The 23,487-nt window shown below is 37.9% G+C and carries 21 protein-coding genes; 16 read left to right on the top strand and 5 right to left on the bottom strand.

What is annotated here, in order from left to right; all coding sequences use genetic code 11:
* Positions 1 to 6 precede the first annotated feature (6 nt).
* The 6 genes from HLV59_RS10155 (at position 7) to HLV59_RS10130 (ending at position 8,478) form a co-directional block, all read left to right on the top strand.
* Positions 7 to 1,830: an ABC transporter substrate-binding protein gene (locus HLV59_RS10155; RefSeq protein ID WP_171429893.1), complete on the top strand. Its 1,824-nt coding sequence runs from the start codon at positions 7 to 9 to the stop codon at positions 1,828 to 1,830.
* 20 nt (positions 1,831 to 1,850) lie between these two features.
* Positions 1,851 to 3,863: a M3 family metallopeptidase gene (locus HLV59_RS10150; RefSeq protein ID WP_171429892.1), complete on the top strand. Its 2,013-nt coding sequence runs from the start codon at positions 1,851 to 1,853 to the stop codon at positions 3,861 to 3,863.
* A 12-nt stretch (positions 3,864 to 3,875) separates the two neighbouring features.
* Positions 3,876 to 4,814, top strand: coding sequence for an ABC transporter permease (locus tag HLV59_RS10145; protein ID WP_171429891.1), 939 nt, complete (start codon positions 3,876 to 3,878; stop codon positions 4,812 to 4,814).
* A 7-nt stretch (positions 4,815 to 4,821) separates the two neighbouring features.
* Positions 4,822 to 5,964, top strand: coding sequence for an ABC transporter permease (locus HLV59_RS10140; protein ID WP_171429890.1), 1,143 nt, complete (start codon positions 4,822 to 4,824; stop codon positions 5,962 to 5,964).
* A gap of 13 nt (positions 5,965 to 5,977) precedes the next feature.
* Positions 5,978 to 7,711: an ABC transporter ATP-binding protein gene (locus HLV59_RS10135; protein WP_171429889.1), complete on the top strand. Its 1,734-nt coding sequence runs from the start codon at positions 5,978 to 5,980 to the stop codon at positions 7,709 to 7,711.
* Positions 7,712 to 7,818: 107 nt separating this feature from the next.
* Positions 7,819 to 8,478 (top strand): SOS response-associated peptidase family protein, encoded by a 660-nt coding sequence (locus HLV59_RS10130; protein ID WP_171430610.1) that lies wholly within the window; start codon positions 7,819 to 7,821, stop codon positions 8,476 to 8,478.
* 59 nt (positions 8,479 to 8,537) lie between these two features.
* On the opposite strand, the gene HLV59_RS10125 is transcribed toward HLV59_RS10130, so the two are convergent.
* A complete protein-coding gene (locus HLV59_RS10125) occupies positions 8,538 to 8,906 on the bottom strand; it encodes a hypothetical protein (RefSeq protein WP_171429888.1) in 369 nt (122 codons plus the stop codon).
* 295 nt (positions 8,907 to 9,201) lie between these two features.
* Here HLV59_RS10125 and HLV59_RS10120 point away from each other — a divergent pair, with 295 nt between their 5' ends.
* Together HLV59_RS10120 and HLV59_RS10115 are read left to right on the top strand one after the other, a co-directional pair.
* The gene (locus HLV59_RS10120; RefSeq protein ID WP_171429887.1) at positions 9,202 to 10,059 is read left to right on the top strand and encodes a 3'(2'),5'-bisphosphate nucleotidase CysQ family protein; all 858 of its coding nucleotides are present in this window, start codon (positions 9,202 to 9,204) and stop codon (positions 10,057 to 10,059) included.
* A 57-nt stretch (positions 10,060 to 10,116) separates the two neighbouring features.
* The gene (locus tag HLV59_RS10115; RefSeq protein WP_171429886.1) at positions 10,117 to 10,851 is read left to right on the top strand and encodes a histidine phosphatase family protein; all 735 of its coding nucleotides are present in this window, start codon (positions 10,117 to 10,119) and stop codon (positions 10,849 to 10,851) included.
* A gap of 58 nt (positions 10,852 to 10,909) precedes the next feature.
* On the opposite strand, the gene rpsT is transcribed toward HLV59_RS10115, so the two are convergent.
* The gene (rpsT, locus tag HLV59_RS10110; protein WP_002117906.1) at positions 10,910 to 11,176 is read right to left on the bottom strand and encodes a 30S ribosomal protein S20; all 267 of its coding nucleotides are present in this window, start codon (positions 11,174 to 11,176) and stop codon (positions 10,910 to 10,912) included.
* 212 nt (positions 11,177 to 11,388) lie between these two features.
* Between rpsT and HLV59_RS10105 the strand changes: the two genes are divergently transcribed.
* The 8 genes from HLV59_RS10105 (at position 11,389) to HLV59_RS10070 (ending at position 20,646) form a co-directional block, all read left to right on the top strand.
* A complete protein-coding gene (locus HLV59_RS10105) occupies positions 11,389 to 12,054 on the top strand; it encodes an NAD(P)H-binding protein (RefSeq protein ID WP_171429885.1) in 666 nt (221 codons plus the stop codon).
* Between the two features lie 12 nt (positions 12,055 to 12,066).
* Positions 12,067 to 12,573 (top strand): ribonuclease E activity regulator RraA, encoded by a 507-nt coding sequence (gene rraA, locus HLV59_RS10100; RefSeq protein ID WP_171429884.1) that lies wholly within the window; start codon positions 12,067 to 12,069, stop codon positions 12,571 to 12,573.
* Between the two features lie 21 nt (positions 12,574 to 12,594).
* Entirely contained in the window at positions 12,595 to 13,377 is a 783-nt protein-coding gene (locus tag HLV59_RS10095) for a glutathione S-transferase N-terminal domain-containing protein (RefSeq protein ID WP_171429883.1), read from the top strand.
* A 143-nt stretch (positions 13,378 to 13,520) separates the two neighbouring features.
* Entirely contained in the window at positions 13,521 to 14,453 is a 933-nt protein-coding gene (locus tag HLV59_RS10090; RefSeq protein WP_025470601.1) for a Dyp-type peroxidase, read from the top strand.
* 81 nt (positions 14,454 to 14,534) lie between these two features.
* Positions 14,535 to 14,891: a hypothetical protein gene (locus tag HLV59_RS10085; RefSeq protein ID WP_016145133.1), complete on the top strand. Its 357-nt coding sequence runs from the start codon at positions 14,535 to 14,537 to the stop codon at positions 14,889 to 14,891.
* Positions 14,892 to 15,025: 134 nt separating this feature from the next.
* Positions 15,026 to 18,487 carry a transcription-repair coupling factor gene (gene mfd / locus HLV59_RS10080; protein ID WP_016145134.1) on the top strand — a complete coding sequence of 1,154 codons (3,462 nt, stop codon included), beginning with the start codon at positions 15,026 to 15,028 and terminating at the stop codon, positions 18,485 to 18,487.
* A gap of 201 nt (positions 18,488 to 18,688) precedes the next feature.
* Positions 18,689 to 19,123 (top strand): HIT domain-containing protein, encoded by a 435-nt coding sequence (locus HLV59_RS10075; protein WP_002117900.1) that lies wholly within the window; start codon positions 18,689 to 18,691, stop codon positions 19,121 to 19,123.
* 56 nt (positions 19,124 to 19,179) lie between these two features.
* Positions 19,180 to 20,646 carry an adenylate/guanylate cyclase domain-containing protein gene (locus HLV59_RS10070; RefSeq protein WP_016145135.1) on the top strand — a complete coding sequence of 489 codons (1,467 nt, stop codon included), beginning with the start codon at positions 19,180 to 19,182 and terminating at the stop codon, positions 20,644 to 20,646.
* A gap of 55 nt (positions 20,647 to 20,701) precedes the next feature.
* Here HLV59_RS10070 and fdx read toward each other — a convergent pair whose 3' ends face one another.
* Genes fdx through hscB form a run of 3 tightly spaced genes read right to left on the bottom strand, consistent with a single transcriptional unit; the run spans position 20,702 to position 23,473 of the window.
* Positions 20,702 to 21,040, bottom strand: a complete 339-nt coding sequence (fdx, locus tag HLV59_RS10065; protein WP_009387062.1) for an ISC system 2Fe-2S type ferredoxin — start codon at positions 21,038 to 21,040, stop codon at positions 20,702 to 20,704.
* A 17-nt stretch (positions 21,041 to 21,057) separates the two neighbouring features.
* Positions 21,058 to 22,917, bottom strand: a complete 1,860-nt coding sequence (gene hscA / locus HLV59_RS10060) for a Fe-S protein assembly chaperone HscA (RefSeq protein ID WP_016145136.1) — start codon at positions 22,915 to 22,917, stop codon at positions 21,058 to 21,060.
* A gap of 37 nt (positions 22,918 to 22,954) precedes the next feature.
* Positions 22,955 to 23,473 carry a Fe-S protein assembly co-chaperone HscB gene (gene hscB, locus HLV59_RS10055; RefSeq protein ID WP_002117921.1) on the bottom strand — a complete coding sequence of 173 codons (519 nt, stop codon included), beginning with the start codon at positions 23,471 to 23,473 and terminating at the stop codon, positions 22,955 to 22,957.
* Positions 23,474 to 23,487 lie beyond the last annotated feature (14 nt).

Genomic DNA, 23,487 nt, shown 5'->3' with positions numbered 1-23,487 from the left:
AAGATCATGATGACTGAAAATTTAAAACAAAAGCTCAAGCATTGTAGTATCAGCTTGCTATTCGCTAGTATGGCCTTAACGGGATCTACAAGTATTTTTGCGAAAAGCCCAGCCGATCCGAATAAAGTTTTACGTTATGTATTTCCAACAGCTGAGACAGGTTTTGACCCGGCTTATATCCATGATTTATATTCTGCGCATGTAACCACATCGATATTTGAAACTCTATATACCTATGATTATTTAGCAAGGCCGGCAAAGCTTATTCCGCAAATAGCAACTGCTATGCCAGAAGTCAGTGCTGATGGTTTGACCTATACCATTCGCATTAAAAAGGGAATTTATTTTACGCCAGACCCTGTTTTTAAAGGCAAATCTAGAGAATTAACAGCCAATGATTATGCGTATTCTTTTAAGCGTTTATTGGACCCGAATCTGCGCTCTCCAAATAGCTGGCTATTAGAAAACAAAATTGAAGGTATGGATGCGTTAGTCAAAGCAGCCAATAAGTCCGGAAAATTTAACTATGATCAAAAGGTAAGTGGTTTACAAACACTTGATAAATACACTTTGGTGATTCGTTTAGTTAAGCCAGACTATAACTTTCCGTTATTACTGGCCCATGACCCGACAGGTGCTGTGGCACGCGAAGTTATCGAAAAGTATAAAGACAAAGCCGGTTATGTTATGGGCCATCCTGTAGGTACAGGTCCTTATGTGCTGAGCAAGTGGGTACCAGCATCGCGCATTGTTTTAAAAGCGAATCCTGATTATCGGGGTTTTACTTGGAACTTTAATGCCAGCAGCCCTGAAGATCAGGCAATTGTGAAGCGACTTAAAGGTAAAAAAATGCCTCAAATCGGCACAATTGATATTCAGGTAATGGAAGAAAACCAATCGCGGTGGTTAGCATTTCAGCGTGGTGAGGTTGATATATTTCAGCTTGAAGGCCAACTGGTCGCAAAAGCGGTTAAAGACGGCAAACTAAGACCTGAACTTGCTAAAGAAGGTGTGCAGTTATCTCGCATTGTTGACCCCGAAATTAGCTATATTTATTGGAATCTTAAAAATCCAGTTGTTGGGGGAATGAGTAAAGAGAAAATTGCTTTACGCCGTGCGATAGCGATGTCTCGTTCGATAGATCAAGAAATTAAACTGGTAAGAAATGATGATGCAGAGCGTCTATATTTTCCAATTCCACCAGGTGTAGTAGGTAATGACCCTCAATACAGAACCAGTACCCCATATTCGGTGAAAGCAGCAAATTTACTATTAGATAGATATCATTATAAAAAAGATGCCTCAGGTTGGCGTACTCAACCAGACGGAAAACCACTTGTCATTGAATATATGGCGCGTAGTGACAGTATTGGGCAGCAAAGCGCTGAACTCTGGAAGAAAAATTTTGATAGTTTGAATATCCGTATGGTCTTTAAACCCATGCTCTTTGCAGATCTTATTCGTGCGCAAAAACAATGCGACGGTATGTTCGGGTCTTCTGCATGGATAGCCGATTATCCAGATGGGGATAATTTTATGCAGAATTTTTATGGACCTAATACTCATATGACCAACTGGTCTTGCGGTTCAATACCAGAGTTTGATCAATTATACCGACAGTCTCAACAGGTTAAGCCAGGCCCAGAACGAGACGTGATTTATCGAAAAATGACACGTTTGTTAGAAGTGTATATGCCAGTGCAAGTGTTGTATGCACGTTATAGAAATATGCTGGCTCAACCAAGAATCATTGGATATAAGAAGCATCCGATTTTACATGCTGAATGGATGTACTTCGATATTGATACAAATACTAAATCTAATCATTAAATGAAAAAATTGGAGATACGATGAAAAATAATGCACTGAAAATGTCAACTTTATGTATGTTGGCCATGAGTATAAGTCAATTTGCAACGGCAGAGACAACACGTCCTACTTTGCCATTACTTAAAGCACAACAACTTCCAGCATGGTGTGATGCGAATTTAAAAAAGATTCAGAAAGAGATTTCAAATTTTGAAAAAACGCCTGTTAAAGATAATGCAGCAGCGGCACCTATATTGGCAAAATGGGATAAAATTTTTGCGCATTTTGAAGATTTCTCAGGTCCTATAAGTCTATATAGTAACGTCGATCCAGATGCAAAGTTACGTAAGGCATCAGAAGAGTGTGAAATCAAAATTAATCAATTTCACACAGACATGTTTCAGAATCCTAAACTATATAGTTTAATTAAAAATACACAAGCAACAGACCCAATTGACCAAAAATACCGCCAAGATATTCTAGATCAGTTTGAAGATACAGGCGTTCAACTTGAACCAGTAAAGCGTGCACGAATGAAGGCTATTCTGGATGAGTTGACCAAACTTGAACAAGAATATGCGCGTAATGTCCGTGATAATCCGGAGAAACTTGAGTTTACTCCTGAAGAGATGAAAGGCTTACCTCAAAGTTATATTTCAGCATTAAAGAAAAATGCTAAAGGCAATTATTTATTAGGTTTTGAATATCCAGAATATCGTCCTTTTATGGAGCTAGCGGATAATGATGATGCTCGAAAAAGATATCAAATTGCCTTTACTCGACGGGGTACTGAACAAAATTTAAAACTACTTAAACAGGCAATTGATTTACGTTATGAGCTTGCCCAGTTATTTGGAAAAGCAAGTTATGCAGATTGGGTTTTAAAAGACCGCATGGCAAAAACGCCTGAGGCTGTAAATCAATTTTTAGCAGAAGTCCAAAAAACAGTAGCACCACTTGAACGTAAAGAAGTAGAAGAACTCCGTGCATTTAAAGCACAAACTTTAAAAACGCCATTAGAAAAAACCGAGATCACACGTTGGAGTGAAGCTTACTGGAGTGAAAAGCTTCGTAAGAATAAATATCAGATTGATCAGGAAAAGCTTCGTGATTATTTTCCAACTTTAGCTGCTCAAAAATGGTTGTTTGCCATTTCATCTGACCTTTACGGTATTGATTTTAAACCTGTCAAAGTTAAAGCATGGCAGGATGAAGTTGAATATTACGATGTGGTTGACAAAAAAACAGGAAAGCTTCTTGGTGGCTTATATATGGATAAGTTCCCTCGTGAGGGGAAATATGGTCATGCCGCGGTTTGGGGCGTATATGGTGGCAGCACTTTAACTAACCGCTTACCAGTTTCAGCATTAGTCACCAATTTTAACCGAAAAGGTTTAAACAGTGACGAGCTTGAAACTTTTGTTCATGAGTTTGGTCATGCTTTACATGGCATTTTATCAAATACACGTTATGCCAGTCAGTCAGGAACATCCGTAGAACGTGATTTTGTAGAAGCACCATCTCAAATGTATGAAGAGTGGGCACGCCGTAAAGAGACTTTATCTAAAGTGGCTGATTATTGTGATCCAGCATGTCCACGTGTTGATGACGAACTAATTGCCCGTTTAAAAGCTGTACATAACTATGGTCGTGGCTTGCGCTATGCGCGTCAGACTCTTTATGCACAGTACGATATGTCACTGCACACTGCTGATGTTTTAAAAGTGAAACCTTTAGAAAATTGGCAAAAAATGGAAGCAGCTACAGCCTTAGGATATGTGCCAACAACTGAATTCCCGGGGCAGTTTGGACATTTGATGGGCGGTTATCAAGCCGGTTATTACGGCTATATGTGGTCTGAGGTTTTAGCTTTAGACATGCTTTCTGCCTATGGGGACAACCTTAATAACCCACAAGTAGGGCAACGTTACCGTCAAACGATCTTATCGCAAGGTAGCCAAAAATCAGCAGCTGAATTAGTTAAAGATTTCCTTGGCCGTGATCCTGACAATAAAGCATTCTTTAACGAAATTACCGGACAACGGGTTAAATAAGGAATTATCACTATGCTGGCATATGTTATTCGGCGTTTATGGCAGATGATTCCAACCATGTTGGGGGTAGTCTTACTTATTTTTATTCTTTTTAACTGGGTAGGTGGAGACCCTGCTTATATTTTAGCGGGCAAGATGTCTAATCCTGAGCAGATCGAAAACATTCGTAAACAGCTAGGTGTCGATCAGCCGTATTACGTTCAGCTCTGGATTTTCATTAAACAAATACTGACTTTTGATTATGGTGCGAGCTGGAGTACTGGTGAACCTGTTTCTCAAATTATTTTAACTCGATTAGGACCGTCGCTCACTCTTCTAATTCCACTGACTATTTTACAGACCGTTATTTCAATTATCTTGGCATTAGCTGTTGCCGCGGTACGAGGCTCTCTAACCGACCGTATGGTTATGATGCTATGTACTATCGGCATGTCGATTAGTATTTTAGTTTACATTATTGTTTTTCAATATGTTCTGGCTTATCAACTAAGTTGGTTTCCTGTACAAGGCTGGAGTGATACTTTTACTGATAATTTATTTAAGTTTGCCTTACTACCAATTCTAATCATGCTGGTGGTAAGTATTGCACCAACGTTACGTTTATATCGTAGCTTTGTGCTTGATGAAATTAATCAGGATTATGTTCGAACAGCACGTGCTAAAGGTATAGGTGAAAGCCGAATTTTAGGTGTACATGTACTGCGTAATGCTTCAATTCCCATTATTACCGATGTGATGTCAACTTTACCTGCATTGCTCATAGGCGCATTTTTAATTGAACGTTTTTTTGGCATTCCCGGGATTGGTCGAGAGGTCATTATTGCAGTTGAGCGGAGTGATTTTCCTGTTATTAAAGCAATTACAGTTTACATCGCAGCTGCAACCATGATTTTTAACCTGATTGCCGATTTGGTCTACAAAGTGGTTGATCCACGTGTACAGTTGAAGTAGGTGGGCTATGCTGAGCGTTTTATCAAAAAGAAAACAACAAACAAAAGCCGAAGCTCATTCATCTGGTCTGTGGAAACTTGCCATGCGACGTCTTCGGGCCGACAAGATCGCGATGTCATCGCTAGTGATTGTATTGCTTTATTTTATTATCTTGCTTCTATCAATGACTGGTGTGATTGCATCTGACTGGAATAAAGAAGTTGCTGTAAGTTACGCTCCACCGACATTTATAGGGGCAGACAAGACAACTGAAGCTTTGAAAAATACGGCCGCTGTAGATGAGGAATTACCGGAAAATCCTGTCGATCCTTTAAAAGATGTAATTCACCAACTTAAGGCTGAAATTAAACAAGAAAAGAGTTCTGGAAGCGCGATTGATTATTATGGTGTAGTGGACCCATTAGCTGATGATATGAAGGCCATTGATCAACAACTGGGAGGACATTTACTTGATCAGCAGAGTGAACTTAAAAGCACACTTATATTGGGAGCTGACAAATGGGGACAAGACGTCCTTAAAAAAACCATTAAAGGTGCTGAAACCTCAATCATTGTTGGGGTGATATCTGCTTTACTTGCGGTAGGTATCGGCACACTTTTAGGTGCAATTTCTGGATATTTCGGTGGTTGGGTCGATGATATTCTCAACTGGTTTTATAACATTTTTACCTCAATTCCATATTTATTATTAGTCCTTGCTATTGCTGCCGTACTTCAACAAAAAGGCATTTTATCTATTGTTCTGATTTTAGGTTTAACGGGTTGGACAGGTGTTTACCGTTTAGTTCGTGCCGAATATATGAAACATACTGCACGCGAGTACGTTCTTGCTGCTAAAGCAATTGGTGTTGGACACTTCCGTCGTATGTTCATTCATATTTTTCCTAATGTTAGCCATATTGCTTTAGTCCAGATGTCAATTCTGGTGGTGTCTTTCATTAAATCTGAGGTCATCTTGAGTTTCTTAGGTTTTGGTGTGCCAGTAGGCGTAGTGTCTTGGGGAAGCATGTTAAATGAAGCACAAAGTGAACTTCTTTTAGGTAAGTGGTGGCAGCTTGTGGCAGCCTCTATCGCGATGGCTGTTTTGGTAACGGCATTTTCAATGTTTACTGATGCACTTCGTGATGCCTTAGATCCAAAACTAAAATAAGAGGAAGACCAAAATGATCGAACAAGAAAATCAGAATGCGCCATTGCTGCATGTTAAAAATTTACGAGTAAGTTTTAAAGGTGAAGATAAACAATATATTGAAACCGTAAAGGGAATTAGCTTTGATATTCCTGCAAACACCACGGTTGCTTTAGTAGGTGAGTCGGGTAGCGGCAAATCGGTTACTTCTTTGGCAACTATGGGATTACTGCCTATAGGTCAGAGTAAAATTGATGAGCAAAGTAAAATTATATTTGAAGGAAAAGACTTGCTCAGCTTATCTCGTACAGAGATGCGGAAAATTTGTGGCAAAGATATTGCCATGATTTTTCAGGAGCCTATGTCATCATTAAATCCTGTTTTTACGGTTGGCAATCAAATTGCGGAAGTGTTGTGTTTGCATATGGGATTGAGCCGTAAACAAGCCCGACAACGCGTTTTAGAGTTGCTTAAAGAAGTAGGTATACCTTCACCTGAAACTAAAATTGATGCTTATCCAAATCAACTTTCAGGTGGTCAGCAGCAACGTGTCATGATTGCTATGGCGATTGCATGTGAACCTAAACTGCTTATTGCTGATGAACCAACCACTGCACTTGATGTCACGATTCAAAAACAGATTATTGATTTACTCGAGTCATTGCGTAAACGTCGTCAAATGTCGATGCTTTTTATTACCCACGATTTAGCATTGGTCGGTGAAATTGCAGATAAAGTCATTGTAATGCGTCATGGTGAGATTAGAGAGCAAGGTGCTGCTGAACAGGTTTTAGAACAGCCTAAAGATGTATATACGAGAGCGTTACTTTACTGTCGCCCGCAAATGTCACAACGACCTTATCGTTTGCCTGTGACGAGCGATTTTATGCGTCAAGAAGACGATGTATTGGTCGAACAAAGTTTTGATGTCTCAGAAATTCCCGAGCGCAAACGTGGTTTAATTGGTGATGAGAAAATCATCTTAGAAGTAAAAGACCTGAAAAAAAGCTTTTATAGCCGTAAAGGTCTATTCGGCAAAGAAGAGTTTCAGGCCATAAAAGGAGTTTCTTTTAAGCTGGCTAAGGGAAAAACTTTGGGTTTAGTCGGTGAGTCAGGTTCAGGTAAAACGACTGTTGGACTATTACTCATGCGCTTACATCAAGCATCTGGTGGGCAGGCTTTCATCGAAGGTAAAGATATTCTTTCATTAACTGAAAAAGAGTTTGCTAAATATCAACGGAAAATCCAGATCATCTTTCAAAACCCATATGCTTCACTTAATCCACGTTTTACCATTGGACAGATTTTATTAGAACCTATGCAAATTCATAACATTGGTAAAGATGATGCAGAGCGTAAACAAATTGCGCTTGGACTGCTTGAGCGAGTCAATTTGCATGAGCAGGCTTACTACCGATATCCCCATGAGTTCTCGGGTGGTCAACGTCAACGTATTGCCATTGCACGCTGTTTAACGCTAAAGCCTGAAATTTTAATTTGTGATGAATCTGTTTCTGCACTTGATGTATCTGTACAGGCACAAGTACTTAATTTATTGCAGGACTTACAAGATGAGTTTGGACTGAGTTATATCTTTATTTCACATGACTTATCGGTGGTGAAGTACATCTCTGACCAAGTTATGGTCATGAATCATGGCGAGGTTGTTGAAATTGCTAACTCAGATGAGCTCTATGCACATCCTCAACATGATTATACTAAACGTCTATTACAGGCAATTCCTCAAGGAATTCAGCATATTTCTTGAGCGTAAAGTTATGTCGTTAAAGGCACTTTCGAGTGCCTTTTTATTTGGTTTATTGTCTAAATGCTTATAAAATAACAGAAGTAAAGATAGAGTATTTTATTCTTGCTATGTGTGCCAACTTTAAACCTTTAACGCTTGCTCAATTACAGCAACTTCAGTTGCCTGTGGTTGGCTTTAGCTATGCCGAAGAGGTTTATCCTGCGGGAACAATGCCACTATTATTCAAATCACCACAAGGGCTTGAATGGCGTGAGGTGATGTTTGGATTGGTTCCAAAATGGACCGAAGATACAAATATAGCAAAACATACCTACAATGCCCGTCATGAGACTATTTTCCAAAAACCGAGTTTTCAAGAAGCTGCTCTTAAATGTAAATTTGGTGTGATTCCAGTGACCGAATTTTATGAAAGTAAGTATATAAATGATAAACCCGAGCGGTGGGGTGTTCGCCGTAAAGATGGGCAGGCTTTTTTCATCGCAGCAATCTATGAAATTTGTAAAATAAATGAAACCGTTATTCGTTCTGCAAGCATGTTGACCATGGATGCCATCGACCATCCTATGATGAAAGATTTTCACGAGCCAGGCGATGTTAAACGATCAGTTATTGTGATTCCACATGATCGTTTAGATGAATGGTTAAGCTTAGAAACGCCTGATATTTCCAGTTTTATTGAAGGTTTTCCAGTTGAAGAGTTTGAGTGCTCTCATGTCCCCAAAGAGAAAATTATAAAACCTACGCCACAGTTAAGTATGTTTGACTAACTTACTTACCATTAAGATGAGGTTATTGATCTCAAGTTTGAATCAATAACCTATATCACTTATTCAATATTTTTACTTAATGTTTGTACCTCAGAATCTTCGGCTAAATAGTTCAATTCAATCGGTGAAATCACAAAAGTTGTATTATCTGAGGTCTGTTTAAATACAAAGCCATATTCAAAAGATTGGCTATTTTTACTTGGTAACCAGAATAGATAAGGACAACCTGTATAACTGCCATCCCAACCCATTTCTCTTGCTAGAGCCAAAGCAGTATCAGATTTTGCTATGATTTCTTTAAGAGATTCTTTATCGCTTGTCGAAACATCACCATCATCATCTGCAAAGGTTTGTAGAAACTCAGTTAAGGGCTTAAGGTCTTCCCAGTTATGTTCTATTGTCGAGAAATGATATCCATATAGCATCATGTGCACTTTCTTCCATCTTGTTATTGTGTCTTTGAACATACCAAGAAATATATGAAAAGGAAATGGATAAATCTGATTTAAGTTGTTTATTTTTCATAACTTATAGATTGCTTTTTGTACGGAATAAAAGCTTTTATAAACATTATAATTATTCATATTAACTTTACAGCCTATGCGGAAAGCAACGATCCTTATGATTAAGATAAATTACTATTTTAGTAAATCAAACTGTTGGCGAATATTGAATTGTTCATAATTCACCTATAATAGAAGTGAAACTATGTAGAGCACATTTATGTTTATAACAACTACACACCCACAAGATAATTTAATTAATCAACTTCTGCCTATTTTGGAAAAGGCGAGCCAGATTTTACTAGAAGAATATCAAAACTATTCTGCGGGTTATGAGTTTACTATTCATGAAAAGCAAGATGATTCTCCTGTAACCCAAGCAGATCTAAAGGTAAATAAATTCTTATTAAAACATCTTGCGGAAATTACTCCAGAGTTGCCAGTATTGTCTGAAGAAAGTGATTATAGTGCTCGACATGAATGGTCTGCTTGTTGGATGTTAGATCCACTTGATGGAACCAAAGAATTTATACATGAGCGTGATGAATTTACGATCAACTTAAGTTTAATCAAGGGCAAAGAAACGGTTTTCTCAGTTATTGCTGTGCCATGTGAACAAGTTGTGTACTTAGGATATCTGCAAGATTTACCTTTTAAATATAGCTTTAGCCAACAACAGTGGTATCAATATCAGGTTAGTTCAACTTCGCTAGATGCACCTATACAAATAGGACTTAGTCACGGCAGTAAAAATCCAAAATACCAAAAATTTATACAACCTATTGAAAAAGAACATCGCATTATTCGACGAGAAGCTGGGAGCGCCTACAAGTTTTGTATGATGCTAGAAGGTGAAATAGATATTTACCCACGCTTTCATCCTACTTCTGAATGGGACACAAGTTCAGGTCAAGGGCTATTAGAAAGTATAGGCGGCGGCTTACTTACTCTGGATGGGAAGCCTTTTGAATATAACCAAAGAAATACGGTTTTAAATAAGGGCTTTATCGCTTTTCGTGATGAGGAAAGTAAAAAAATAGCATTTGAAGCTTTAGACCAATCAGGTGTTATAGATTGAGAGTTATGCCAGACATGTTATAGTGGCAAAGTATTGAAAAAAGATGACAAGATAAAAATGGCACTCGATTTATTGCCTAAAAGTATGTTTGAAGCAATTGATTTATTGCCCGATGCTTCAACTCCTTTAACCTTATTTACACGCCATTCTTTAAGAGAACTTGTAGATGGGCAGGGCTTGGCTGGATATGATCTCCAACTTACTCCTCAGGGGCGTGAGCTTGCGCAGGCATGGGGTAATTATTTAATCAAAAATACAGATCGTGTTATTCAGCATTGTATTTCAAGTCCCATACAACGCTGTGTTGATACGGCTGCGCTCATGATTGAAGGGGCTGATGATGTAAGCCCTCAACCTAATACGCATACAATTGAAATTATTGAGCAAGGGCTACTTGTTGAACCGGGTAGCTTTGTCTTGGATATACAACAAGCTGCTCCTTATTTTAAAAAGCAGGGTGCTTTAGGTTTTATTAATAGTTTTGTAAATAATGCATTACCAGGCATGAAACATCCTATTACTGGTGTTTTAGATGTATTAGAGCTTATTTACCGGACGCATCCTAAAACTAAAGGTGGCCTTAGTTTAGCCGTCAGTCATGACACGATTATTGCAGCCATTGTTGCTGTAATTTCTGGTGAGAATAAAATTAACAAAGAAGACTGGCCGGAAATGATGGAAGGATTATTTGTATGGTTTGAAGGTGAAGAGTTTCCAAATTGTAAATTAAAATGGATTTGGAGAGGAAAGGCCTATGAGCTGAATGTGGCTAAATTTCATAAAGTGCTATAAGCTCAAAAAACGATAGATAATAAAAAAAGCCCTATTGGGCTTTTTTTATATGTTCAAATTAGTTAGCTAACGCTTTAACTTGAGCATTTAAACGGCTCTTATGACGAGCAGCTTTATTTTTGTGGATGATGCCTTTATCAGCCATGCGGTCGATTACAGGAACAGCTTTTTTGTAAGCTTCTGTAGCAACAGCATAATCACCACCAGCGATTGCACTTAAAGTACGTTTGATGTAGGTACGAACCATAGAACGCAAGCTTGCGTTGTGTTTACGCGCTGTAACGTTTTGACGCGCACGTTTTTTAGCTTGAGCAGAGTTTGCCACTCTTGCACTCCTTGAAAATAAGTTGGTCTGGGCGGGCTGTGGTCAATTCAGTAAACTGATGTAACCATCACCAGCCCGTAAACAAGTGCCATATTGTGATGAATCAACACCGTGAAGTCAAGCCTTGCGAGCATTTTAAGCGGTTTTAGGGGCTGCTAAAAAGGTAAGAAAAGGTTAAATTTGATACAAACTTACAGAGGGTTGGATAAAAAATGACTATAAGTACTAAAAAAGCAATTGTGATAGGTGCTACAGGACTGGTGGGTTTGGCTCTTGTCGAACAGCTTGAGCAAACACCAGAATTTGAAGCGATTACTGTTGTGGTAAGAAAAGAATCACAACTACTTAATACATATAAAAAAGTTACTCAACTCGTTATAGAAGATTTTTTACTGCTCAATGACGAAGATGTGAGTGGCCATACCCATGCATTTAGCTGTCTGGGAACAACATTAAAAGTGGCTGGTTCAAAACAGGCTTTTTATGCGGTGGATTATGAAATCAATGCTCATTTAGCAGATTTAGTACAAGATAAACATATTCATCTATTGCTAGTGAGTGCCCTTGGCGCAAATGCAAATTCTCCAATTTTCTATAATAAAGTGAAAGGACAGTTAGAAGATTATATTGAGAGTTTAGAACTCGAAAAACTATCTATTTTTAGACCGTCTTTACTGATTGGTAAACGCAGCGATGTACGGTTTCTTGAAGACTTAGGACAAAGTATTTTTAAATTTATTGAGAATAAATTGCAAAAACCATTCAAATATAAGCCCGTAACTGCGGAGCAATTGGCTCATACGATGGTCATAGCGGCGCTAACGCAAATTGAAGCCTTTAAACGATATGATAATCTGAACATACAACAAACTCGATAAGGGAGTATTAAAGTGTCGACAGTACCATTTGTAACATGTGATTTATTAGATGATAACCCTGATAAAGACTTACAGGTTGTAATTCCATCAATGGATGGCAAGTTCTTTCAAAGTTATGGAGCACGTAAAACTTTTGGGGGGCAGGTTGTAACAGTAAAGTGCTTTGAAGATAACTCACGTGTAAAAGAGTTATTGGCAACAGATGGTACAGATAAAGTCTTAGTTGTGGATGGTGGTGCATCTATGCGCTGTGCACTCATGGGTGATTTAATTGCTGAGTCAGCAGTTAAAAACAATTGGAATGGTGTCGTGATTTACGGTTGTGTACGAGATGTAGATGCGCTTGCAACCTTAGATTTAGGCGTACATGCATTGGCTGCAATTCCGCAAAAAAGTAATCGTAAGGGCATTGGTGAGGTAGATATTAATTTGTATTTTGGTGGAGTCACAATTCAATCTGGTAATTTTATCTATGCGGATAATAATGGGATTGTGATAGCAAAAGAAAAATTAGTCTAATTCTCTAATATAAAGGAAGGCATGATGGTGATTCATCAAATTAAAGTACTTCAAGCAGTTGTATCTGCAATTGCTGAAGGTGGTAGAGGTGTTTCAGGAACAGCATTTCCACAACAACCTTTAAAAGCTTTGAAACTATATGAATTTGAAGGTTCACCATTTTGCCGTCGTGTTCGTGAAGTGATTACACTTTTGAATCTGGACGTAGAAATTTATCCATGTCCTAAAGGTGGAACAAAGTATCGTTCAGTTGTAAAAGAGAAAGGTGGCAAATTACAGTTTCCATTTTTAATTGATGAAAATACTGGCGATCAGCTATATGAATCACAGGATATTATTCATCATTTATTTAAGCATTATGGTAAGACAGGGAAAACACCGCAGAAATTTTCGAGTTACCCAAACATGCCTTATGTTGCAGTTGCTGGAACTATATTAAATGGAGCCCGCGGTGTTTGGATAAATAAAAAAATTATTGATAGAGCTGTACCAGAGCAAAAACTTGAGTTATGGAGTTTTGAAGCAAGTCCTTATTCTCGAATTGTAAGAAGTCTACTCTGTGAACTTGAGCTTCCATATATTTTGCATAATGTGGCAAAAGAGAGATGGCAAGATATGGGACCTGCTATTCTTCGCTTAAAACCAGGTAAATACATACCTTTAAAAGGTGGGAAAAGAGAAAAGCTGTTGCCTATTATGCAAGGCAAAATGCAAGTGCCATATTTGGTAGATCCAAATACGGGAGTGAAGATGTTTGAATCTGCTCAAATCGTAAAATATTTAAAAAAGCAGTACGGACATTAATTAAGTTTAATCTGAGTAACAGTTTAAGGAGTTTTACTTAAACTCTTATGAACATAAGATTTTATGAAGGTATGTATGAAAAGAAAGTGAATATGCTAAATTAACGAGGTTAAATACCTAAAAAGGCATATTTCATGGAATGTATGAGAATTCAACCTGTAACGAGTGCTCCTGGTGAAAATGCATTATTTATTGTATTGGGACTAGCTCAAGGTGATTCTGTAATAGAAAAAGTAAAAGATTTTGCTGCTAATTTTTCAGCACTAACCAGAAGTTTAACTAATCGTTATCCAGATAGTAAATTTAATGCTACTTTAGGTTTTAGCTCCAATGCATGGGATATATTATTTCCAGAGCAATCCAAGCCTCAAGAGTTACAACCATTTCAAGAAATTAGAGGTCCGAAATACACGGCTGTATCAACTCCAGGTGATTTATTTTTTCATATTCGTGCTGATCGTCAGACTTTATGTTACGAGCTGGGCAATATAATTAATCAACAGCTTGGTAAGGTAACTTATCCAATTGATGAAGTTCATGGTTTCCGTTATTTTGACGGGCGTGCAATTATTGGCTTTGTGGATGGAACGGAGAACCCTGAACCCGTTATTGCAGCGCAGTGGGCGTTAGTAGGTGATGAAGACCCTGATTTTATCGGGGGAAGTTATGCTTTTATCCAAAAATATACACATGATATGGATAAATGGCGTTCATTAACTGATGAAGAACAAGAAAAAGTGATTGGCCGTAAAAAGTTCAATGATGTTGAGCTCGGCGATGATGAAAAACCTTTAACTGCTCATAATGTCGTTAGTAAAGCTCATGATGCAGAAGGTAATGAACTTAAAATTATGAGAGCTAATATGCCTTTTTCAAATCCTTCTAGAAATGAATATGGCACATTCTTTATTGGCTACTCTCGTAAATTTAGTACAACCCGACAAATGCTTGAGAACATGTTTTTAGGCAATGAGCATGGTAACCTAGATCGGTTACTTGACTTTAGTACTGCTCAAACAGGTACTTTATTTTTTGTACCGACTGTAGATTTTCTTGATGATTTAGGCGATGAATAATCGTTAATTTAGAAGACTTAAATAATGGGAGTGACTAGATTACCTCCATTATTTAAATTGAAATAAATATGATGTGGTGAAATGTTTAAAAAGATAACGCAGCTTTTTCAAGACTCGAAAGAGACACCTGAAAAAATTTACTTGGAAGAGAATCAATTAAAATTTGATTCTGAACGTGGACCTATCATTAATGATGTAGTGATTAATCAGAAGTGGTCAGAGCATCTTGAGTATTTCTCAAACCGTAAATTACAGAATTTTGATAATCTTCAAAAGTTATTTTTAATTACGCCACAAATTAATGAAAAGATTGATCTAGAAATCGCAACACAGCGCTATGTTGCAAGATTGGAAAATACTCAAGAAAAGCTACTTCAACTCAAAGCGATTATACAAATTTTAAATCAATATTACGTTTTATTTTTGCGTGATAAATAATCATAGTTGATTGATTAAAAAATATAAAAAGTAGGGCTAACTAGTAGTTTGATTTTCAAAAAAATAACTCATTTCACTAAAAACATCATGCTACTATTGAGCTCATATCTTCTTAGCTGATAAAAGCCATATACATGTTTCAACAAGAAATCTCTCAATTGAATTTACAACAGCTCAAAGCCGGTGAAAAGCGTTGGGTAGGGTCGTTATTAGGTTCATCTGCTGCATTATTGTTCAAAGAAATTGCGATTCAGCATTCATCTTTGCTCGTTGTCGTAGCTCGAAATAACCAACATGTTGCTCAGTTAGAAAGTGAACTTGAATTTTATGGCATCAAACCGACAATTTTCCCAGATTGGGAGATTTTACCGTATGACCGCTTGTCACCTCATCAAGATATTGTTTCAGAACGACTCGCGATTTTATCCAATATGCCGCAAAAAGGTGTATTGCTTATTTCAGCAAACACTTTAGCTCAAAGAGTTGCACCATATTCTTGGGTTTTAGGTGAGCATTTTGATATTCGTGTAGGGCAAAAATTTGATTTAGAACAACAGAAGCTACGTTTGGTACAAGCTGGCTATCATTTAGTAGATACGGTTTATGACCATGGTGAGTTTGCCGTACGTGGTAGCATTATGGACATTTTTGCATCAGGACAGGAAGCACCTATCCGTATTGACCTGTTTGATGATGAAATTGATACTTTAAAATTCTTTGATCCAGAAACGCAAAGAACAACAACTGCTTTAAAAAGTTTTACAGTCTTACCAGCAAAAGAGTTTCCACTAAAAGAAGCTCGTTCAATTTTTAGAGACCGTTACTCTGAACTTTTTCCGACCGCAAATCCTAAGAAAAATCCAATTTACCAAGATGTTCTTGATGGAATTGCATCTCCGGGCATTGAGTTTTATTTACCGTTATTTTTTGATAAAACCCAAATGCAAGCTCAAAGTACACTAACAACGTATTTACCAAAGAATTGCATTGTAATTACAACTGATGATGTAGATACTGATTTAACCAGTTTTTGGAAAGAAGTTTTCCGCAGATATGAAGATAGACGTCATAACGCAGACCAGCCAATTCTCCCACCTGATGAGTTATTTATTGCACCAAACCACTTGCTTAGTGCCTTAAATCAGTTCCCACGTATGCTTGTGAGCGCTGAAGCAGTTGAAGAAAAAGCTGGGGCTCTAAATCTTAAGGTTGAGCAACCACCTAAGTTGCCGGTTGATCCGAAAAAAGACAAACCATTTGCGGTAGTTAAAAAATATATTGATGAAGCAAATCATCCTGTTTTATTGGTTGCAGAAAGTGCTGGTCGTCGTGAAAGTTTAAGAGATGGTTTGCGTGCCAGTCTGGGCGATATTCCTAACGTAGATAGTTTTGAGCAGTTCCAGAAAAGTCAGTTCGCGATTGCGATTACTAATGCGCCATTAGACCGTGGGTTACTTTTAACCGATCAATTGTCTGTTATTTCAGAAAATCAGTTATATGAACATCGGGTAGTCCAACGTCGTCGTAAACGTCAGCAAGAAGTTTCAGAAGAGTTCTTAATTCGTAGTTTGACCGAATTAAGTATAGGTGCTCCTGTTGTTCATATTGACCATGGCGTAGGGCGTTATGCTGGGTTAATTACTTTAGCAATTGAAGGGCAAGATTATGAATTCTTGCAACTAGACTATGCTGAAGAGGCAAAAGTTTATGTTCCTGTAACGAATTTACATCTTATTAGTCGTTACAGTGGTGGAGATCCGGACTTAGCACCATTACATAAAATTGGAACTGATGCGTGGAGTAAGGCGAAACGTAAAGCTTTAGAACAAATTCATGATGTTGCAGCAGAGTTGTTACATATACAAGCACGTCGTCAGTCAAAACCAGGCTTTGGTTTTGAAATAGATCAGTCGCTTTATATGCAATTTGCGAGTGGATTTGCGTATGAAGAAACACTTGATCAGGCCAATGCTATTGAAGCGACGCTTTATGATATGCAACAAGCTAAACCGATGGACCGACTTGTTTGTGGTGATGTTGGTTTTGGTAAAACTGAAGTTGCGATGCGTGCAGCATTTGTTGCGGTACAAAATGGTAAACAGGTTGCTGTTTTAGTGCCGACAACATTACTTGCTCAACAGCATTATGAGTCTTTTAAAGACCGCTTTGCTGACTGGCCTGTTCGTATTGAAGTACTCTCACGCTTTGGTTCAAATAAAACGCATACGAAAAATATTGAAGACCTTGCTGAAGGTAAAGTCGATATTGTGGTGGGTACCCATAAACTTTTACAAGAAAATGTACAGTTTAAAGATCTAGGATTAATGGTGGTCGACGAAGAACACCGTTTTGGAGTGCGTGATAAAGAGCGTATTAAAGCATTACGTGCAGATGTTGATATGTTGACACTTACAGCAACACCAATTCCTCGTACGCTTAATATGGCTTTTTCGGGAATGCGTGATTTATCTATCATTGCTACACCGCCAGCCCGTCGTTTAGCTGTTAAGACCTTTGTACAAGAACATACCGAAGCGTCTATTAAAGAAGCCATTTTGCGTGAATTATTACGTGGTGGACAAGTATATTTCTTGCACAATGAAGTTGATACGATTGAAAGAGCTGCTGAAAATATTCGTGTGCTTGTACCTGAAGCTCGTGTAGCAGTGGCTCACGGACAAATGAGGGAAAGAGAACTTGAGCAAGTCATGCAACAGTTCTATCACAAAGAATACAATGTATTGGTATGCTCAACCATTATCGAAACCGGAATTGATGTTCCAAATGCCAACACCATTTTGATCGAAAGAGCTGACAAACTTGGTCTAGCTCAATTACACCAACTGCGTGGCCGTGTAGGGCGCTCACATCACCAAGCCTATGCTTATTTACTAGTTCCTTCGATAAAGCATTTAAAAGGTGATGCAGAAAAACGTCTAGATGCAATCCAACGTGCTTCAACTCTCGGTGCTGGTTTTATGCTGGCTACAGAAGATTTAGAAATTCGAGGTGCAGGCGAGCTGTTAGGTGAGCAGCAAAGTGGTTCAATGCAGGCAATTGGATATAGCTTGTATATGGAAATGCTTGAAAAAGCCACCAAGGCAATTCAGCAAGGGAAAACACCGAATTTTGATGCACCGTTATCATTAACTGCAGAAATTAATTTACACATTCCTGCACTGATTCCAGATGAGTATCTAGGTGACGTGCATCAGCGTTTATTATTTTATAAGCGTATTAGTAATACAGATACCCAAGAAAAGCTCGACAATATCCGTATGGAACTGATTGATCGTTTTGGAGTTCCACCGCAATCAGTTAAACATTTATTTAGTGTTCACCAAATTAGACTGAAAGCTGAACAGCTAGGCATTACTAAGATTGATATTAATACTCAAGGGGGCAATATTGAATTTTCGCCTGATACGCCTGTTCAAGCCATTAGTATTATTCAACTTATGCAAAAACATCCAACCTATTATCGTATGGAAGGTGGTCAGCGCTTAAAAGTGATGGTTCAGCTTGAAGAACAGGAAAAACGAATTCAATTTATTAATGATTTGTTAGCGAAATTATTGAATGAATTACATACTTAAATCGTGTTTTAAAGTGATTTCAACTCAACAAGAATCTTTTGTAGATTGATAACAGAATTTTATGCACGATTTCTCGGTCTATTCGGGGAATAAGTGCATAAAATCATTGTTATTTGTAATCAAACCAGACACTAGCAATACTCACATTAAAACTGATGTGATAGTATTAGCCATTATTGTTTATTGTCATTTATAAAAGATATGTTTAGTTTGCATCCACAACTTGCTCAAGATACTTTTTTTGTAGGCGATTTTCCGCTTTCAACATGTCGTTTAATGAATGATATGCAATTCCCTTGGCTGATTTTAATCCCTCGTGTGCCGGGAATCACAGAATTATATGAGTTGAGCCAAGCTGACCAAGAACAGTTTTTGCGCGAATCAAGTTGGTTATCTAGCCAGCTATCTCGTGTATTCCGTGCTGATAAAATGAATGTTGCAGCCTTAGGGAATATGGTGCCTCAATTGCATTTTCATCATGTTGTGCGTTACCAGAATGATGTTGCATGGCCTAAACCAGTCTGGGGTACACCTGCTGTTCCTTATACAAATGATGTGCTGGCTCATATGCGTCAAACTCTTATGCTTGCTTTACGTGGTCAAGGCGATATGCCTTTTGATTGGCGCATGGACTAAATCAATGCAATGCCACATTTATAGAAATGTGGCTACATTGAGGTATGGAGGATAGGGTGCAATTAGAGAGGTTTATCGATAGAGAGCCTAAACAGTTTGCATATTTTCATCGTTTGATGGGATATTCAATTCTGTCATTAATTTTAGTGATCTATGCTTTTACCTCACCTAATACAAATTATCAGATCTATATTCCACCTTTTTTCCTATTTCTGCTTTTTATTAGCTCGAAGTTAGAACACTGGCTTCAGTACCAATTCGATAAAAAAACTCAAAAAAGTGTCTTCTTTGCAATCGATGCAATTGTGGTAGCAGTTACTTTGGCAGGTCTGCATCTTAATTTAGTACCTACATTTATTGCACTTTTTGCGTTGTTTTATTCAGCAATTAATAGTCGTATTTCTTTCGCAGTCATTTGTTTAACGAGTCTGTTAGGCGCGATTATTTTTTATTTAAGTACTTTTTTCCTATTTGGTTTTTATACATATTTTGAGCCTACTAGCCAAGAGTTGACAGTAATAACTCTTCTTGGGTTGGTTATGTTTATTACCATTGGAAATTATTACCAGCATCGCTGGGTTAAAAAAATTAGTCAGCAGCGTCAGCATTATTATGACCAAATGACCCGTTATATTGCTTTTGCTAATCAGCTAAGCCGTTATGCGCCACTACAATTGTGGCAGTCTATTATGCGCGGCGAGGCTGAAGCAAAAATTGAATATAAGCGTAAAAAAATGACGGTGTTTTTTTCTGATATTCAGGGTTTTACAGAGTTATCAGAAACTTTAATCCCAGATGATTTAGCATTTTTGCTTAATGATTATTTAAGTCATATGACTGAAATTGCAAAGCAATATGAAGCGACGGTCGATAAATTTATGGGGGATGCCATCCTCATATTTTTCGGTGATCCAAATTCACAAGGTGTAGAGCAAGATGCCAAAGCCTGTGTAGAAATGGCAATCGCTATGCGTCAGCAAATGAAATTACTGCGCGAGCGTTGGAAAAAAATGGGTTATTCAGCATTGCATATCCGTATGGGGATTAGTACTGGTTATTGCCACGTAGGAAATTATGGAGCAACGCATCGTATGGCTTATACGATTGTTGGCCGTGATGTGAATTTAGCGGCTCGTTTGCAATATGCTGCGGAAATAGATGAGATTTTAATTTCAGATGATACTTATCAATTAATTAAGAGTGATTTCCTGTGCGCTCCTAAAACACCGATTTATCTAAAAGGTATTCAAGGTGCAGTCAAAACATGGCAAGTAATGGAGAAATATACGGGAAATAAGTCAGATCATCAGCAATGGTTTGACTATGAGTATAAAGGGTTTCATTTAGTACTTAATTTAGAAGAAGTACAAAATTATGAATATCCTGAATTAGTAGAAGTGCTTGAAAAGATGATTCAACGAATTAAAGTCCAACAGACTTTAGTAAATACGCAAGGCATTGCGCAGTTAAGACTCGAAGATGAAGTTAAACCTTTAGAAATAGACCAGCAAGATCAAGTTTAGAGTTTATAAAACATAAAAAAAAGCTGCTTTTAAAGCAGCTTTTTTATTATGGCAATTAATGATTTTCTGAAGCGTGGTTGATTGTATATTTAGGAATCTCAATTTCTAAATCTTCATCAACAATTTTTACCTGACATGAAAGGCGAGAATCTGGTTCAAGACCCCAAGCGCGATCTAAAAGATCTGCTTCAACATCATCCATTTCTTCTAGGCTATCAAAACCTTTACGAACTACTACGTGACACGTTGTACAAGCGCATGACATGTCACATGCATGTTCGATTTTAATTCCTCGATCAAGCAAACTTTGGCAAAGATTTGCATTTTGTTCAACTTCAAATTCTGCACCTTCAGGACAAAATTGAGCGTGAGGAAGTACTTTAATACGGGGCATATTGATCACCTATACCTTTAGTTTGAATTTGACCAATCTTCAAGTTTTGTACCTTTTAAGGCGTGGTCAATATGTCGATTCATACGTAGTGCAGCAAAAGCATCACTATGTACTTTAAGTTGTTCTACTGCTTTTTCAATTGCTTGAATATCATTGCCTTCAAGTTGTACTTTAAGCGAATTTTCAGCGGCTTTAAGTGCTTCGAGTTGCTCATTATTGAGTAAATCAGCATCTACTTTCAAAGCTTGTTCTAATGCTTCAAGCTCACGTTGGGCCTCAACTTTGGTTTCTTTTAAATGACGCAGATTTTTATCTTCTTCCGCGTGCTGGAAACCTTCAATTAATAAGCGTTCAGTGTCAGACTCTGATAAACCATAAGATGGTTTAATATCAATTTGGGCTTGTACACCGGAAGTTGTTTCACGAGCCGAAACAGTGAGTAAACCATCTGCATCTACCTGAAAGGTAACTTCAATACGTGCTTGACCAGCAGTCATTGGAGGGATGCCATGAAGAACGAATCTGCCTAGTGAGCGACAATGTTCTACTAAATCTCGTTCACCTTGAACCACATGAATCAGCATAGCAGTTTGGCCATCTTGATAAGTGGTGAATTCTTGGCGGCGGGCAACTGGAATAGCTGTATTACGTGAAATAAGGCGCTCTACTAATCCACCCATGGTTTCTAGGCCAAGAGAAAGAGGAGTAACGTCTAAAAGTAACGAGCCGTCCTGGCTATTTCCAATTAATTGATTAGCTGTAATAGAAGCACCAATTGCAACTACTTCATCAGGATTAATCGTGCAAAGTGGTTCTTGATTAAAAACATTACGAACCGCTTGCTGAACAGCATATGAACGGGTAGAGCCACCTACTAAAACAACATTTTGAATATCTGATAATTCAAGTTTTGCATCACGTAAAACGCGTTTGCACACACTAATTGTCTTATCTAAAGCTACTTGAATAATGCTTTCAAAAGTTGAGCGATCAAGTGTTAATTCGTTTTCAAGTAGTTTTAACTGAACAGATTCTTGTGTAGAGAGTTGTTCCTTTGCTTGACGAGCAGCAACAATAAATACTGCATAGCTTTCATCGCTTAGCGTATCAATGTTTAGCTGTTTTTTAGCCCATTTAACAATAAGACGGTCTAAGTCATCACCACCTAAAGCAGTATGGCCACCAGTAGCTAATACTTCAAAGACACCTTGTGAGAAACGTAGGATTGATACGTCGAAAGTACCACCCCCTAAGTCATAAATCACATAGTTATGATCGGTAGCTAAATTAGTTTCTTGATCTAAACCATAAGCGACAGCAGCTGCAGTAGGCTCATTTAATAAACGTAATACATTCAAACCAGCAAGCTGTGCCGCATCGCGTGTTGCTTGGCGCTGAGCTTCATCAAAGTAAGCTGGAACAGTAATTACGGCCCCATTTACTGGATTTTGTAAGCTAGATTCAGCACGTTCTTTTAGTTGTTTTAAAATTTCAGCTGAAATTTCAACAGGGGTTTTGCGCCCAGAACGTGTCTCGAAAGCTGGCATCTCATTTTCAGAACCCACTAACTCATAAGGATGTTGAAACTTGATATCTGCTTTTGAGCGTCCCATAAAACGCTTTACAGAAACAATTGTATTTTTTGGATCAGTAATAATGAAAGGTTTTGCTTCTTCACCATAGTGAGTGATATCACTTCCATAGTGCACAATAGAGGGAAGAAGTCTTCTTTCTTTTTCGTCGTTGAGGACTTTTGGTTTGCCTGATAACACTGTCGCAACTAGAGAATGTGTTGTTCCTAGGTCGATACCAATCGCAATGCGGTGTTGATGTGGGGCACTGGATTGACCCGGTTCAGCAATTTGCAAAAGTGCCATGAGTTAAATCCTTTGAATATAAATTGAAAAAAGCAAATTAAAAATCGTCATCTAAATCAAAGTTGTCTTCATCATCCAACAATTGATCTTCTGCTTTTTCAATATCGTTAAGAACGCGCTGAAAGAAACGTAACTTACGTACAGTATCTCGAGCTTCACCCCAGTCTTCATCTGAGTAATCAATTTTAAACTCGCGAACTAAACCATCAATCCACTGAAACACTTCTTGTTTAAGAGTGCTTAAATGCTCTTGTGAAGTGGCTTCATCAAGTTGTTCACGAAGTTCTAGAGCTGATTGTAGGAACTCAAAATCACTAATAGATTGATCGAGATGATGATCTTGCTTTTTTAATGCTAGAAGATAAGCAGCGCGGCTATCTACTTGCGACAGAACTTTAAAAGCTTGATTGATTTCACTTGATTTGATCAACGCCTGATCTTTATCTTCTGCTTTATCTGGATGATATTGCTGCTGCAAGCTTAAGAAACTAGATTTTAAGCTCGCCAAATCGATATCGAGTTCTACGGGTAAATTGAACAACTCAAAATGATTCATTAGAAAGGAGGTCC

It is taken from the genome of Acinetobacter lactucae, from assembly GCF_013122135.1.
In the GTDB taxonomy this organism is placed as follows: Bacteria; Pseudomonadota; Gammaproteobacteria; order Pseudomonadales; family Moraxellaceae; genus Acinetobacter; species Acinetobacter lactucae.
This window is presented reverse-complemented; position numbering and strand designations above follow the sequence as displayed.

Excerpts from the sequence above, each read along its gene's own strand:
- HLV59_RS10155 (WP_171429893.1), top strand. The coding sequence starts at position 7 with ATGATGACTGAAAATTTAAAACAAAAGCTCAAGCATTGTAGTATCAGC.
- HLV59_RS10150 (WP_171429892.1), top strand. The coding sequence starts at position 1,851 with ATGAAAAATAATGCACTGAAAATGTCAACTTTATGTATGTTGGCCATG.
- HLV59_RS10145 (WP_171429891.1), top strand. The coding sequence starts at position 3,876 with ATGCTGGCATATGTTATTCGGCGTTTATGGCAGATGATTCCAACCATG.
- HLV59_RS10140 (WP_171429890.1), top strand. The coding sequence starts at position 4,822 with ATGCTGAGCGTTTTATCAAAAAGAAAACAACAAACAAAAGCCGAAGCT.
- HLV59_RS10135 (WP_171429889.1), top strand. The coding sequence starts at position 5,978 with ATGATCGAACAAGAAAATCAGAATGCGCCATTGCTGCATGTTAAAAAT.
- HLV59_RS10130 (WP_171430610.1), top strand. The coding sequence starts at position 7,819 with ATGTGTGCCAACTTTAAACCTTTAACGCTTGCTCAATTACAGCAACTT.
- HLV59_RS10125 (WP_171429888.1), bottom strand. The coding sequence starts at position 8,906 with ATGATGCTATATGGATATCATTTCTCGACAATAGAACATAACTGGGAA.
- HLV59_RS10120 (WP_171429887.1), top strand. The coding sequence starts at position 9,202 with ATGTTTATAACAACTACACACCCACAAGATAATTTAATTAATCAACTT.
- HLV59_RS10115 (WP_171429886.1), top strand. The coding sequence starts at position 10,117 with ATGGCACTCGATTTATTGCCTAAAAGTATGTTTGAAGCAATTGATTTA.
- HLV59_RS10105 (WP_171429885.1), top strand. The coding sequence starts at position 11,389 with ATGACTATAAGTACTAAAAAAGCAATTGTGATAGGTGCTACAGGACTG.
- HLV59_RS10095 (WP_171429883.1), top strand. The coding sequence starts at position 12,595 with ATGATGGTGATTCATCAAATTAAAGTACTTCAAGCAGTTGTATCTGCA.
- HLV59_RS10090 (WP_025470601.1), top strand. The coding sequence starts at position 13,521 with ATGAGAATTCAACCTGTAACGAGTGCTCCTGGTGAAAATGCATTATTT.
- HLV59_RS10085 (WP_016145133.1), top strand. The coding sequence starts at position 14,535 with ATGTTTAAAAAGATAACGCAGCTTTTTCAAGACTCGAAAGAGACACCT.
- mfd (WP_016145134.1), top strand. The coding sequence starts at position 15,026 with ATGTTTCAACAAGAAATCTCTCAATTGAATTTACAACAGCTCAAAGCC.
- HLV59_RS10075 (WP_002117900.1), top strand. The coding sequence starts at position 18,689 with ATGTTTAGTTTGCATCCACAACTTGCTCAAGATACTTTTTTTGTAGGC.
- fdx (WP_009387062.1), bottom strand. The coding sequence starts at position 21,040 with ATGCCCCGTATTAAAGTACTTCCTCACGCTCAATTTTGTCCTGAAGGT.
- hscA (WP_016145136.1), bottom strand. The coding sequence starts at position 22,917 with ATGGCACTTTTGCAAATTGCTGAACCGGGTCAATCCAGTGCCCCACAT.
- hscB (WP_002117921.1), bottom strand. The coding sequence starts at position 23,473 with ATGAATCATTTTGAGTTGTTCAATTTACCCGTAGAACTCGATATCGAT.